Here is a 13,267-nt window from a genome sequence, read left to right on the forward strand (position 1 = left end):
AGAAGGAGAAACCCGACATGCGACCTCACAATGGCGTGACCCGCTGGCTTGCCGCCGGCGTCGGCACCGCACTCGCCCTCACCGCGTTCACCGCCTGCAGCGGCTCCGGTGGTTCCGGCGGCTCAGGCAGCATCAACGGCACCGCGCCGGCCAGCCTCACCGAGCCGACCCAGCCGATCACGGTCACCTACGCGGGCGCCGCGTACGACGCCAAGCAGATCCAGCCCGTGCTCGACGCCTTCCACAAGGAGCACCCGAAGATCACGGTCAAGTACGAAGCGGTGCCGTTCGACGACTTCAACAGTGTCCTCGCCGCGAGACTGACCTCGTCCAAGGACGCCATCGACGTGTTCGACGTCGACATGCCGCGCACCTCCGCCTATGCGGCCCGCGGCTGGCTCGCCGACCTGACGAAGACGTTCCCCGACCTGAAGTCAGCCGTCGACCCCGGCAGCCTGAAGGCGGCGACGGCGAACGGCAAGCTGGTCACGATGCCCTACCAGACGTCCACGAACATCATGTACTACAACAAGGCGCTGCTCACGGCCGCCGGCATCACCGCACCGAGCGCGGCACCCGAGGCCCGTCAGACCTGGGAACAGGTCACGGACGACGCGAAGAAGGCGAAGGCGGCGGGCGCCCAGTACGGGCTCGTATTCGATCAGATCGACCGCCATTACCAGCTCCAGCCGCTGGCCGAGAGCGCCGACGGCGGCCCCGGCGGCAAGGGCACCGGAAACCTCACCCCCGCCGTGACCAACGCCGGCTGGCAGAAGGCGTTCAGCTGGTACGGCTCCCTGTTCGCAGACGGGCTCTCGCCGCGAGGAGTCGCGGTCGCCGACACCCCGAGCCTGTTCGCCGCGGGCAAGGTCGCCTACTACGTGGGAGGCCCCTGGTGGGGCACACAGTTCGTCGGCGAGAAGGGGCTCGACTTCGGAGTCGCCCCCTTCCCGGCCTTCGACGGAGGCAAGGCGGCGACACCCACAGGCGGATGGTCGCTCGGGCTCAACCCCAAGGCGTCGACCGAGAAGGCCAACGCTGCTGCGCTGTTCATGAAGTTCATGGGCATCGACAAGGGAGGCTACGCGCAGTACCTCTCCGCCCTCGCCGTCCCCCCGTCGAACCTTGACGGCGCGGCCAAGTTCTACGAGTCGGACACTTTCAAGGATCCCCGATTCGCCGGGGTGGTCGACCTGATGAAGTCCGAACTGGCCCACACGTCCACGCTGCGCCTGCAGACCGTCGGCTATGTGGAGTTCGAGGACATCATGACCAAGACCTTCGACGACATCATCAACGGCACCGACGCCAAGACGGCCCTCGCCTCGGCGTCGAGCCAGCTCGACGACGCCTGGGCCAAGTACCGCAAGTAGACCACCAGCCGGTGCCGGGGCGCTGCCCCGGCACCGGCGATCTGGAGACATGATGACCTCGGTAAGACCGCTCGACCGACCGGAACCGGTGACGATCCCGGCCGCGGCCCACGTCCGCGCGAAGAACGGGCGGCGCGGCAGGCGGCGCCGCGATCTCATCGCGGCCGCCTGCTTCCTCCTCCCCACGATCGTGCTGATCCTCCTGCTGCGCATCTGGCCGACGATCGCCGCCGTCGTGAACTCCACGCGAAGCGGCCTGCCCGGCAGCCTGGCCGAACCCGAGTTCGTCGGCGTCGACGTCTTCGCCAAGATGTTCGCCAGCCCGGCGTTCTGGAACAGCGTCACCCAGACCTTGATCTTCAACGTCATCGTCAACCCGCTGCAGATCCTGCTCGCCCTGCTGCTGGCCGTGCTCCTCACCCAGAACCTCCCCGGCCGCGGCCTGTGGCGCACCCTGATCTTCCTGCCCGCCGCGGTGCCCCTCGCCGGCTCCACCATCGTCTGGGGGATCGCCCTGCGGCCCGACGGCCCGGTCAACGGATTCCTCGCGCTCTTCGGGTTGCCGGCGCAGCCATGGTTCACCAGCCCCGACCAGGTCATGCTCTCGATCATCGTGCTGGCCAGCTGGATCGGCATCGGCTACTGGATGATGTTCCTGATCGCCGGGCTGAACGACATCCCGCCGGTGTATTACGAAGCAGCCAGGATCGACGGCGCCGGACCGGTGCGCACCTTCTTCTCCGTGACCCTGCCGATGCTCAAGCGCCCGCTCCTGTTCGTGCTGGTCGCGGACACGGTGTCCAACTTCGTCCTCTTCGCGCCGGTGCAAATCCTCACGCGCGGCGGCCCCGAGGGCAAGAGCGACTTCCTGATGTACGACATCTACCACCGCAGCTTCGAGCTCAGCGACCCGTACCAAGCCTCCGCGCAACTGGTCGTCCTGCTCATCCTCATGATCGCGATCGTGGCCGTCCAATTCCGGCTGCTCGGGAACGGAGCAACCGACGAATGAATGCACGACCCACGCTCCTGTCCCGGAGCATCCTCACCGCCCTGGCCGTCCTGATCTCCGTCGCCTTCCTGGTCCCGGTGCTCTGGTTGCTCGCCAGCACGTTCCGGTCCGCGACCGAGACGTTCGCCTCCAGCGCTCCCCTGACCTGGCACGTGCTCTGGCCGCAGGACTGGACGCTCGAGAACCTGCGTTCCGCGGTCGACAGCGGGTTCCTCACGGCCCTGGGCAACAGCCTGATCGTCGCTGCCGCGACCGTCCTCGTCGGACTGATCATCAGCTCGGCCGCCGCGTTCGCACTGGCCGTCATACCGTTCCGCGGACGAGGCGCCGTGTTCACGATCGTCGTTCTCAGCTTCCTGATCCCGTTCGAGGCGATCGCCATCCCCCTCTCGCGTACCTTCTCCGACTGGGGGCTCGCGAACACCTTGCTCGCGCTGATCCTCCCGGGTCTGGGCAATGGCCTCGCCGTGTTCACCCTGCGCCAGTTCTTCCTCGGCATCCCGCCCTCCCTGTCGGAGGCCGCCCACCTGGACGGCGCGAACTGGTTCCGGATCTACTGGTCGATCTACCTCCCGCTCACCCGCCCGGCTCTCATCGGCGCTGGGCTGATCCTGTTCCTCTTCCAGTGGCAGGCGTACCTCTGGCCGATTCTCATCACCTCCACCGACGCGATGGACCTCGCGCCAGTCGCGATCGCCAAGTCGTTCGGCGCCTTCTCCACCGACTACGGCCGGGTCTTCGCCGAGACCGCGATCCTCGCGGTCATTCCCGCCGTGATCCTCCTCGCGCTCCAGCGCTACTTCGTCACCTCCGTCGCCAGCACCGGGAGCAAGGAGTGAGCGCCCTCTCCGCCGTCGCCGGCCGCTCGGTGGCGGTGGTGGGATCGGTGAACCTGGATGTCGTCATCACCGTCGACCGGCGACCGGGAGCCGGCGAGACCGTCGCCGGGACCGGAGTGCAGGACGCCATCGGCGGCAAGGGCGCCAACCAGGCGATCTCCGCAGCCGCCGACGCCCGGACGGTCCTCGTGGCGGCCATCGGCAGCGACTCCGCGGGAAGGACCGCTCGCGTCCAGCTCGAAGCCGGCGGCGTGGTCGCCGACGAGCTGCGCACCTCCCCGATTCCCACGGGGCGCGCCTACATCACCCTCACCAGCGACGGCGAGAACAGCATCGTCGTCGTCCCCATGGCCAACGGGGATCTGACGCCGGAGCACGTGCGCGCGGCGCTGGACCGGGCGGATCCCGGCGTCGTCCTCTGCCAGCTGGAGGTCCCTCTCCGCGCCGTCGAGGAGGCCGCCGCCTGGTGCGAGTCGTCAGGAGCCCGTTTCCTCCTCAACCCCAGCCCGATGATGCCTTTCGACCCGCATCTTCTCGCCCTTGCGGACCCGCTGATCGTCAACCGGCACGAGGCCGCCACGCTCTGCGACGACGACACCGCCGCCCCTCGGGAGCTCGCCCGGCGGCTCGCGTCGATCTGCCGATCGGTGGTCGTGACCGACGGCGGCAACGGCGCCTACGTCGCCGTCGGCGACGAGCTCGGCCTTGTGCCGGCGCCGCGTGTGACGGTCGTGGACACCACCGGCGCCGGCGATGCGTTCGCCGGCACTCTCGCCGCCCGGCTGACGCACGGCGACACCCTCCTGCAGGCGACGGAACACGCGGTCGCCGCCGCCTCCCGGATCGTCCAGCTGGCGCGATCCGAGCGTTAGACGCAGAGCCAGCGATCCCTCTCTGCAAAGGAGCAGAAATGAAAGTGATCCGATCTGTCGCCCTCATCGTCGCTTTGGCGATCCCGGCCACCGCACTCGCCGTGTCCTCCTCCGCGAACGCCGACCCGCTCTCCCCCGCCACCGGCGCGCGTCCCGCGGGCTCCGGCACGCCGGCCGCGGGGTCAGGAGGCACGGTCTACTACGTGGACTCCGCCTCCGGAAACGACGCGAACGCAGGCACGTCGGCCGGCTCCGCCTGGAAGACGCTCTCCAAGGTCACCTCCCACACGTTCGGCCCCGGCGACGTCGTGGCGTTCGACCGCGGCGAGACGTTCACCGGCGCCGCCACCATCACCGGGGGCGGCACCAGCACCAACCCGGTCACCATCACCGCCTACGGCACGGGAGCACAACCCGTGCTCACCAATCCCGGCGCCTGGAACATGCTCCTCATCGATTCCCCGTACGTCGCCGTCAAGGACCTCGCCTTCACCAACGGAGCAGTCTTCGACAACTCAGACGGCCTCGGGATCACCGGCGCCAAGTACGAGAGGAGCGGCGCGGTCGCCATCACGGGCAATGGCACGGGAGCTCTCGTGCAGGACAGCACCTTCAGCGACGTGGGGGTCGGGGTGAAGACCTACGGCGCGAACTCCAAGGTGCTCCACAACACCTTCCAGAACCTCCGCATCGCCTACCGCGGTCTGGATTCCGGAAGCCAGACGTCGTACGGAGCCATCGGGATATCCATCGACAACAGCGGAGTCGAAGTCGGCTACAACGACTTCATCAATTGCCGCTCCACCGACAGTCCCTACGGAGCCGACGGCGGTGCGATCGAGATCGAGGGCTTCACATACTCCAAGGACAACATCACCATCCACCACAACTACTCGCGGGGATCGCAGGGCTTCCTCGAGGTGACGGAGACGACATCCTCCGGCATCACCGTCAACGAGAATGTGAGCGACGACTACCAGCAGTTCATCGCCTGGGACACCACCACCACGCCGAGCAACTATCTGGCCCAGAACAACACCGTCATCCGATCGTCCGACTCGTCGACGCTGTTCGATCAGTACTACTACCGGGTCAGCGGCCCGTCGCCGAGCGCAAGCTGGATCTCCATCCAGAACAACATCTTCCAGACCTCCGGCGCGTTCAGCTTCTACAACTTCCCCCACGACCACAACCTGTTCACCCCAGCGGTGTCCCTGAGCTACGCGCTCGGAGCCGGAGACATCGTCGCGAATCCCGCGTACGTCAACGCGGCGAACCGCGACTACCGCCCAGTACAGACGAGCCCTGCCGTGGACAACGGGACCACACCGGCCGTGGCCACGGACCTCGCCGGCAACCCCGTGGGGGTGGGTCTCGGAGCGGACATCGGAGCGTTCGAGCTGCAGACCTCGCCGTCCTCGGTCGGCACAACCCTCGTCAGTGACGGCGGATTCGAGTCGCAGACTGCGATCTCCGCGGGCAGCACGCCGTGGTGGAGCGAAGGCAGCCTCTCCTACGGAGTCGACATCAACGCCGGGAAAGCCCACTCCGGACAGGACAACGGCTGGATCGCGACATCCGGGACCGGCTGGGGTGCGCTGAGGCAGACCGTCGCCGTCACCGCGAACTCCGACTACCGGTTCACCGTATGGGTCCGGAGTTCGAGCAACGTGAACAATGCGTGGCTCGGGGCGAAGACGACCGGCGGTACCGTGCTCGGTGAGCTCCGGCACGGCCAGGCCGGCGGGTACACCCGCTACGTCGTCACGTTCAACAGCGGCTCCAACACGTCCGTCAACCTCCACGTCGGACTCTGGGGTGCCGGCAGCGGGACCTGGGAACAGATCGACGACGCCTGGCTACAGAAGCTCTGAGCCGGTGGGCTCTGAGGCGTGACACGAGGAACGGCGGCTGATCATCAGCCGCCGTTCCGTGTTTCCCCATTTCATGACCTGTAGCGAGGGCGGGACTCGAACCCGCGACACCACGATTCGGCCCGGAGCTCATGGCCCGCAGCGCCGATCAGCCCTCATGGCTCAGAGGGAACCAGACACGCAGGGGTCCCGAACCGCGGTTGCCCCACGCGAAGTAGGGAACCATCGTGACGCTCACGCTCGTCATCTCGACGTTTGCGAGCGTCTCCTGTCGGCCATATGGCCAGGAGGGCCGCTCGTGCCGGCGGTGCCGCGTGCCGGGGACCCGCAGTGCGATCGGGACGGGGTCGAGCGGATGTTCTTCGGCGGGTGCGCCCGCCGTGCGCAGCGCCACATCCCCAAGGCATGAATCCTCCAGATCCACTCCTTCCGCGCAGAACACGAGTGGCCCGAATTCGACAGCCACCTCGCTGCGAAGGCCCTCCACATCGACAAGAGGGACGGTGTACCTCGGGCGCATGCCGATGTTCACGGCGACGACATCGCCGTCCTCCCATTCACGGTGCATGCGAAGATATCCGTCCGCGCCGGCTCGCGCTTCTTCGACGCGGCCGCCGATCGTCACGGAGAAGTCGTCTGCCCACGCCGGAACGCGCAGCGCGAGAGTCCACCGGGAGCGTGTCGACCGCTTGACCGTGATGACGACGCGGCCGTTCAGCGGGTACTCCGTATCGACGTGGAGTTCCGCCGAGCGAGCGGTGATCTCGCTGCGGACGTACTGATGCAGCTGCACTTCGTCATCGCTCTCCGACGCGACGTACTGTTCGATCGAGGCGAGCGTACGCATGATGTTGGGCGGGCAGCACGCGATCTCGAACCACGGCTGGCGGTCGTGTGACTGCCGCACGAGGAGCGGGTTGACGTAGTTGTACGCCTGCCCGTCGAGCGACACTCCCGCGAGCAGACCGTTGTAGAGACTGCGCTCGATGAGGTCGGCAACGCGGCCGTCGAGGCCGGTCAGCAGCAGGCGCCAGGACCACATCACCACGCCGATTGCCGCACAGGTCTCGCAGTACGCACGGTCCGACGGCAGTTCGTAGTCGTCTCCGAACGACTCCCCGTGATGACGGGAGCCGACGCCACCCGTGATGTAGGTCTTCGACGCCACCATCGCATCCCACTGCCGACGCGACGCGGCCAACAGGCCGGTATCGCGCGCCTCGACGGCGGCATCTACTGCACCGCTGCCCAGGTAGAGAGCACGCACGGCGTGCCCCTCGACGGTGTCGAGCTCTCGATAGGGGATGCGATCCTGGTAGTACCCGGAGCCGAACCGCCCCTCGCCGAGCAATCCGCGGCCCCGTCGATCGACGAACGCGAGGGCCAGGTCGGAGTACCGCTGGTCCCCCGTCTCACGAGCCAACTCCACGAGCGCCATCTCGATCTCCGGGTGACCACAGACCGCCTCGCGGCCGCTGGGCCCGAACTGCTCCACGACGAGGTCGGCGAACCGACGCGCCACGGCGAGCAGGCGATCGTCCTGCCTGGCCCGGCGGAAGGCGATCGCCGCCTGGATGAGGTGACCGAGGCAGTAGAGCTCGTGGCCGAACTGCAGGTTGCTGAACCGGGTCGACGGGTCTTGCGTCTGGTACCAGGTGTTGAGATACCCGTCCTCGTCCTGTGCGCGCTCGATGAGGTCGATCGCTTCTTCGGCCAGCGCTTCCACCTCGGCCGCGAGCGGTCCCCGCTCGCTCTCCCAGCCGACGGCCTCGAGCCACTTGTAGAGGTCGGAGTCGACGAAGTTCTTCACGTCGGAGTCTGCTGCGCCGGCGTGTCCGTGCCGGCCGCCCGAGCCGTCAGCGATGAGCCGGAAGTTCTCGAGGTTGCCCGCGTCGATCAATCGGTGGATCCCGAGGGGGATGGACACGTCCCGATTGATGCGCTGACGCTCCTGCAGCACGCTCGGCAGCAGACGGACGGCTCCGAGCGGCAGCGGGCGAGCAGCGAGGAGGTCGGCGCGCCGGGGGGCGACGACGCCGTGGGTTTCAAGGATTGTCATGATTTCACCGATCCCGCGAGGAGTCCCTCGACGTAGTAGCGCTGGAGAAGAAGGAAGATGGCGATGCAGGGGATCGAGGTGACGAGGACGCCGACCTGCAGCATTCCCCAGTCGATGGTCCCGAACTTGCCGGTCGTGAGGTTTTGAAGCAGCACCGGGACGGTGAACCGGTCGTCCGAGGAGAGCAGCACCAGGGCAGCGAGGAACTCGTTCCACGCGGTGAAGAACGCGAACAGCGCGACGGTCGCGATACCCGGACCGACGAGCCGCAGGCTCACCCGCCAGGCACCACCGAGGATGCCGCAGCCGTCGACCCACGCGGCCTCTTCGATCTCGGCCGGGATCGCCGCGAACGCATTGCGCATCACGAACGTGCCGAACGGCACCTGCGAGACGGTGTATACGAAGGCGAGCCCCAGTAGTGAGTCGTTGAGGTGAAGGTTGAGCAGGGTGACGTAGAGCGGCGTGAGGAGTGCCTGAAGCGGCACCATCATCGGCGCAAGGAGCAGCAGGAACACCAGGCTGCGGCGCTTGAAGGGCATTCGAGCCAGACCGTATCCGGCGAGGGTGCTGAGGACCAGGGTGAAGACAACGGTCATGAGCGACACCGAGAGGCTGTTGCCGAGATACACGGCGAGGCCCGAGCCCGCGTTCCAGAGATGGACGAAGTTGTCGAACGACAGCTGCGTCGGGAAGACCGTGGGCGGCGACGCGACGGCCTCGGCAGGGGTCTTGACGGACGTGAGCGCCACCATCACGAGAGGGAAGAGGAAGAGGCAGGCGATGAGCGCGCAGACGATCACCCAGAGCGCGGCTATCGGAAGGGGTTCCCGCTTGCGACGGAAGGGCGGGCGCTCGAGAGTACCGTCACCTGTCTCGGGCCGGGCGGGCGCATCGAGGGTCGTGGTCATGTCAGGACTCCTCCTCGCGCATTGCGCGCAGCTGGAATGCGGTGAAGAACACCAGGACGGCCAGGAGAACGAACGAGCCGGCCGCGCCGTAGCCCAGATCGAAGTCGAAGAACGAGGTGCCGAAGATCCACTGGACGACACCCGTCGTCGAGGAGCCCGGACCACCGCGGGTGAGGATGTAGAACGGCTCGAACACCAAGAAGGATCCGACTGTCGAGAAGACGAGGACGAGGGCGACCGTCCTGCGCATCATCGGGAGCTTCACCGAGAAGAAGGTGCGGAAGCGACCAGCGCCGTCAACCGCCGCGGCCTCGGTGATCTCGGCCGGGATGGACTGCAGGCCGCCCATCAGCAAGAGCATGCTGAACCCCACGGTCTTCCACAGGAAGAGCGTCACGGCCGAGAGCAGAGCGGTGCCCGTGTCGCTCAACCAGGCGATGTTGTGGTCGATCAACCCCACGTCGCGCAGGATCTTGTCGACGAGCCCCACATCCGGGTTGAGCAGCCAGAGCCAGATGTACGCGGCCGGCGCGAACCCGATGACCAGCGGGATGAAGTAGATGCTGCGGAAGACGGCGACGCCTCTGCGGCGGTTCTTGACCAGGAGAGCCAGCCCGAGGCCGAGCAGGACCGCAAGGGGTGTCGCGACGACGACGAACGTCAGGCTGACGACGAGGGCGCTGAGGAAGCTCTGGTCCTGAAACAGGTGGATGTAATTGTCCAGACCGACGAACCGGGAGTCGCCGACCAGTGGCCAGTCGCTGAGTGACATCCACGCCATCACGCCGAGCGGGATGAAGAAGAAGACGATGACGAAAACCAGCGCGGGCAGCGTGAGCAGGACGCCGGCCCGGCGCCGGCGGCGGGCGAAGGACGCCCGCCGCCGGCCGCTGGGAGCGGGGAGTGCGACCACTAGCGCGCCTTCTTGAGAATGGTCGTCCACTGCTCCTGGGCGGTCTTGGCCTCCTGCGCCACGTCTCCGTTGAAGACCGAGTTGTGGATCAGATTGGCCCAGGGACCGTTCGGGTCCTCGAACAGCTGGCTGTACACGGTGCTCTTCGGCGTCCGGCCCTCGGCCATGGCGGTCACGAGCGCCTTGAAGTTGGCATCGCTGTCCGCGGGGACGGCGTCCTCGCGGATCGGGACCACGCCCGCACCGGCGATGTACTTCTCCTGCACGTCCTTCGACGTGGCCCATGAGAGGAAGCTCCAGGCGGCGTCCGGGTTCTTCGAATCCTTCGTGATGGCGAGGGTGTCGCCGCCGGCGAATGATGCCTTGCCGCCGTCCTTGCCCGGGATCGGCGTGATCCCGTAGTTGAGGTTCGGGAACTTCGCCTTCAGCTCGCTGTAGGCGAAGGCCCCGTTGGCGAGCATGCCGACCTTGCCCGCCTCGAAAAGCGAGAGGATCTGGCTGCCGTCGTCGGACTGGGCGCTCTGCGGGATGGTGCCCGCGGTCCAGAGCGAGCGGTAGAACTCGAGGGCTTCGCTCACCGGGGCACTCGTCAGCGTCGCCTTCTGGTCGGCGCCTTCCCCGGTCAGCACGTCGCCGCCGTTGGCCCAGATGAAGGGAGTGAAGGTGAAGAGGTTCCACCCGGAGCCGCTGCCGGGGAAGTAGTACCCGGAGGTGTCGCCTCCGAGCGCGGAGATCTTCTCGGCAGCTGTCTTGATCTCCGCCCAGGTCGTCGGGGGCTTGTTCGGGTCCAGGCCGGCCTTGGTGAAGAGGTCCTTGTTGTAGAACAGGGCGGACGCATCACCCGTGAACGGCAGGGCGTAGAGCTTCTGATCCCAGGTTCCGAGGTTGATTTCCGACTTGTTCAGAGAGTCCAGATCCTTCAGCTTGTGGGCACGGTCCGTGATGTCGAGGAGCTGACCGGCCTGCGCGAAGTACGGGTCGTACACGAGGTTCAGCGAGACGAGGTCCGGTGCGCTGTGCGACGCCACCGCCGCCCCGAGTTTCTGGGTGAACGAGCTGCCCGCCGGGATCAGGGTGAGCTTCACGTTCGGCTGATGAGTCTTGTTGTACGCGTCGACCAATGGCTTGATGAACGGCGATGTGTCGCTTCGCGCCCACATGGTGAGCGGTGCCTTTGCGTCGCTGCCGCCGCTGCCGGAGCATCCTGCGAGAGCAACGGCCGACGCGGCGATGAGGGCGAGGGTCGCCACGGCTTTGCGCGTGGAACGGAACTGCTTCATTGCGTTTCCTTTCGGGTTGTTATGAATTGGAGGGTCACTCGGTCGGCAGCCACACGCGCATGGCGTTGCCACCGCGGTTCGCCCACGCGAAGTAGGGGATGGCTGTCAGAGTCGTCGGCGTCTCGGTCCTTCTGACACCGTCCGCGGGACGGTAGGCGAAGGCTCCGGCCTGCGGTGCGGTGACGACCCCCGCACCGACCGATACGGCGACGAGGCCTGGCACCAACTCGGGGCCCTCGCCGTCGGCGAGCTCGGGAACGGCGGCGACACGGATGTCTCCCAGATCGACGTCGCCGTTGTCTGCCTGCTCCACGCAGTAGACGAGAGGGCCGCGTTCGATCGCGACGGTGCCGTAGACGGCCGAGGCGCGAGGCATCGGGGCCGTCGCCCGCGGGATCAAGGGAAGCTCGAGCCTGATGGTGTCGCCGACCTTCCACTCCCTGGTCGCGGACCAGTAACCGGGATCAGCCGCAGCCGCATCCTCGTCGACCTGGACGGTGGCGCCCTCCGCCCAGCCGGGGATGCGCAGCGACAGCGTCCACGCCGCCTCCGTGGTCTCGGTCACGGTCACGGTCACGGTGCCGTTCCACGGATAGTCGGTCTGCACGTCGGCGGCGACCGGTCGACCATCGAGCTCGGCGTCGATCGTCCCGCTGGCGAACTGCTGGATCTGGAGGCCGCTGTCGTCGCTCGTGGCGATGTACTGCTCCAACGACGACAGCACCCGCATCACATTGGGAGGGCAGCAGGCGCAGCGGAACCAGGGTCGGCGATGGGAGGTCGCCTGCTCGGGTGCCGGGGAGATGTACCAGGGTGTCTCGCCACTCCACTCCGATTCGTGAGGCGCCTCGTGGTCCGCGCGGACCTCGAGCGGATTGGCATAGAAATAGGCCCGGCCGTCGATGCTGACACCCGCCAGGAAGGCGTTGTACAGAGTGCGCTCCAGCAGATCCGCGTACCGGGGGTCGCCGGTCGCCTGCAGCATCTTCCAGTTCCAGAAGATCAGCCCCGCGGCCGCGCACGTCTCGCAATAGGCGCGGTCGGGCGAGAGCTCGTACGGCTCGCCGATCGCCTCGTCGCGCTCCCGCGAGCCGAGCCCACCCGTCAGGTACATCTTGGTCGAGACCATGGAGTCCCACTGCCGCGCGAGCGCGGTCAGGAGTTCCGGGTCGCCCTTCTCCAGGTAGACATCGGCCGCACCCGTCGCCAGGTACATGGCGCGGACCGCGTGACCGGTGATGGTCTCCGCCTCGCGGACGGGCTCATGGTCTTGGTAGTAGCGCGGTCCGAACACGCCCGGGCCGACCAGGCCGTGCCCGCGCTCGTCGATGAAGCGCTCGGCCAGGTCGAGGTAGCGCTGCTCTCCGGTCTCGCGGTACAGCTCCACGAGTGCTAGCTCGACCTCTTCGTGCCCGTCGATCTCGGCGCGGCCGCCCTCACCGAACTCGGCGACGAGCAGGTCGGCGAAGCGGCAGGAGGCATCGAGCAGCCGCTTGTCGCCGAGGGTTCGCGACAGGACCACGCCGGCCTCGATGAGGTGGCCAGCGCAGTACAGCTCGCACCCGCGCGTCAGGTCGGTGAGCTTGCGGTCGGGCTCGACGGCCTGGAACCACGAGTTGAGGTAGCCGTCCTCCTCCTGGACGCGCAACAGCAGGTCGAGCACCTTCTCCTTTGCGGCGTGCAGTTCGCCGGAGCTTTCCCGGCCGAGCTCCCAGCCGACCGCCTCGAGCCACTTGTGGACGTCCGCGTCGAGCGTCAGCGTCGGGTGATATCCCGTCGCGTCTCCCGCCGCCACCTCGAGATTGTGGAGGTTGCCACCCGATTCCAGCTGCTGGAGGCCGTACAGCAGGCTCGTCTCGCGGTTGGTGCGCATGCGCTCGGCCAGGAACCCGCTCGTGATCCGCGTGCGGCCCGAGTTCACCGATGGACGCACGCGGGCGAACGGCGAAGCGGCCAGGCGCGGAGCGGCGCTGGTGATGTCGTGCTGGGTAGGCATTGGGGATGCTCCTCCACTCGTCTTCGAGCGGGTGAACAACGAAAGCCGAAACTGTTTCGCCATTTCCCGCAACCGGTTTCGAAATGTTAGCATCACTCGTCGGCCGGTTGTCAAACCGGACGAATCACGACAACGAGA

Annotated in this window: 10 protein-coding genes; 5 read left to right on the forward strand and 5 right to left on the reverse strand. The window is 67.2% G+C overall.

Annotation, left to right across the window (positions count from 1 at the left end; all coding sequences use genetic code 11):
• The first annotated feature begins 17 nt into the window (after positions 1-17).
• The 5 genes from HNO83_RS02525 to HNO83_RS02545 all read left to right on the forward strand — a co-directional run bounded on the left by HNO83_RS02525 (position 18) and on the right by HNO83_RS02545 (position 5,970).
• A complete protein-coding gene (locus HNO83_RS02525) occupies positions 18-1,373 on the forward strand; it encodes an ABC transporter substrate-binding protein (RefSeq protein ID WP_175335908.1) in 1,356 nt (451 codons plus the stop codon).
• 88 nt (positions 1,374-1,461) lie between these two features.
• A complete protein-coding gene (locus HNO83_RS02530) occupies positions 1,462-2,385 on the forward strand; it encodes a carbohydrate ABC transporter permease (protein ID WP_217498569.1) in 924 nt (307 codons plus the stop codon).
• The gene (locus tag HNO83_RS02535) at positions 2,382-3,224 is read left to right on the forward strand and encodes a carbohydrate ABC transporter permease (RefSeq protein ID WP_175335909.1); all 843 of its coding nucleotides are present in this window, start codon (positions 2,382-2,384) and stop codon (positions 3,222-3,224) included. The genes HNO83_RS02530 and HNO83_RS02535 overlap by 4 nt, the downstream gene beginning before the upstream one ends.
• Positions 3,221-4,096, forward strand: a complete 876-nt coding sequence (locus HNO83_RS02540; RefSeq protein WP_217498570.1) for a ribokinase — start codon at positions 3,221-3,223, stop codon at positions 4,094-4,096. Before HNO83_RS02535 ends, HNO83_RS02540 begins: the two co-directional genes overlap by 4 nt.
• A 44-nt stretch (positions 4,097-4,140) precedes the next feature.
• Entirely contained in the window at positions 4,141-5,970 is a 1,830-nt protein-coding gene (locus tag HNO83_RS02545) for a choice-of-anchor Q domain-containing protein (protein ID WP_175335910.1), read from the forward strand.
• A gap of 148 nt (positions 5,971-6,118) precedes the next feature.
• Here HNO83_RS02545 and HNO83_RS02550 read toward each other — a convergent pair whose 3' ends face one another.
• The 5 genes from HNO83_RS02550 to HNO83_RS02570 are packed head-to-tail and all read right to left on the reverse strand — an operon-like array spanning position 6,119 to position 13,129.
• Positions 6,119-8,029 carry a glycoside hydrolase family 127 protein gene (locus tag HNO83_RS02550; RefSeq protein WP_175335911.1) on the reverse strand — a complete coding sequence of 637 codons (1,911 nt, stop codon included), beginning with the start codon at positions 8,027-8,029 and terminating at the stop codon, positions 6,119-6,121.
• Positions 8,026-8,940 carry a carbohydrate ABC transporter permease gene (locus HNO83_RS02555; protein WP_175335912.1) on the reverse strand — a complete coding sequence of 305 codons (915 nt, stop codon included), beginning with the start codon at positions 8,938-8,940 and terminating at the stop codon, positions 8,026-8,028. The genes HNO83_RS02550 and HNO83_RS02555 overlap by 4 nt, the downstream gene beginning before the upstream one ends.
• Before the next feature lies 1 nt (position 8,941).
• Positions 8,942-9,853: a carbohydrate ABC transporter permease gene (locus HNO83_RS02560; RefSeq protein ID WP_175335913.1), complete on the reverse strand. Its 912-nt coding sequence runs from the start codon at positions 9,851-9,853 to the stop codon at positions 8,942-8,944.
• Positions 9,853-11,133, reverse strand: coding sequence for an ABC transporter substrate-binding protein (locus tag HNO83_RS02565; RefSeq protein ID WP_175335914.1), 1,281 nt, complete (start codon positions 11,131-11,133; stop codon positions 9,853-9,855). Before HNO83_RS02565 ends, HNO83_RS02560 begins: the two co-directional genes overlap by 1 nt.
• A gap of 34 nt (positions 11,134-11,167) precedes the next feature.
• Positions 11,168-13,129: a glycoside hydrolase family 127 protein gene (locus tag HNO83_RS02570; RefSeq protein WP_175335915.1), complete on the reverse strand. Its 1,962-nt coding sequence runs from the start codon at positions 13,127-13,129 to the stop codon at positions 11,168-11,170.
• Positions 13,130-13,267 lie beyond the last annotated feature (138 nt).

It is taken from the genome of Leifsonia sp. C5G2 (genome assembly GCF_013359685.1).
Classification (GTDB): Bacteria; Actinomycetota; Actinomycetes; order Actinomycetales; family Microbacteriaceae; genus Leifsonia.

Excerpts from the sequence above, each read along its gene's own strand:
- HNO83_RS02550 (WP_175335911.1), bottom strand. The coding sequence starts at position 8,029 with ATGACAATCCTTGAAACCCACGGCGTCGTCGCCCCCCGGCGCGCCGAC.
- HNO83_RS02535 (WP_175335909.1), top strand. The coding sequence starts at position 2,382 with ATGAATGCACGACCCACGCTCCTGTCCCGGAGCATCCTCACCGCCCTG.
- HNO83_RS02570 (WP_175335915.1), bottom strand. The coding sequence starts at position 13,129 with ATGCCTACCCAGCACGACATCACCAGCGCCGCTCCGCGCCTGGCCGCT.
- HNO83_RS02565 (WP_175335914.1), bottom strand. The coding sequence starts at position 11,133 with ATGAAGCAGTTCCGTTCCACGCGCAAAGCCGTGGCGACCCTCGCCCTC.
- HNO83_RS02525 (WP_175335908.1), top strand. The coding sequence starts at position 18 with ATGCGACCTCACAATGGCGTGACCCGCTGGCTTGCCGCCGGCGTCGGC.
- HNO83_RS02555 (WP_175335912.1), bottom strand. The coding sequence starts at position 8,940 with ATGACCACGACCCTCGATGCGCCCGCCCGGCCCGAGACAGGTGACGGT.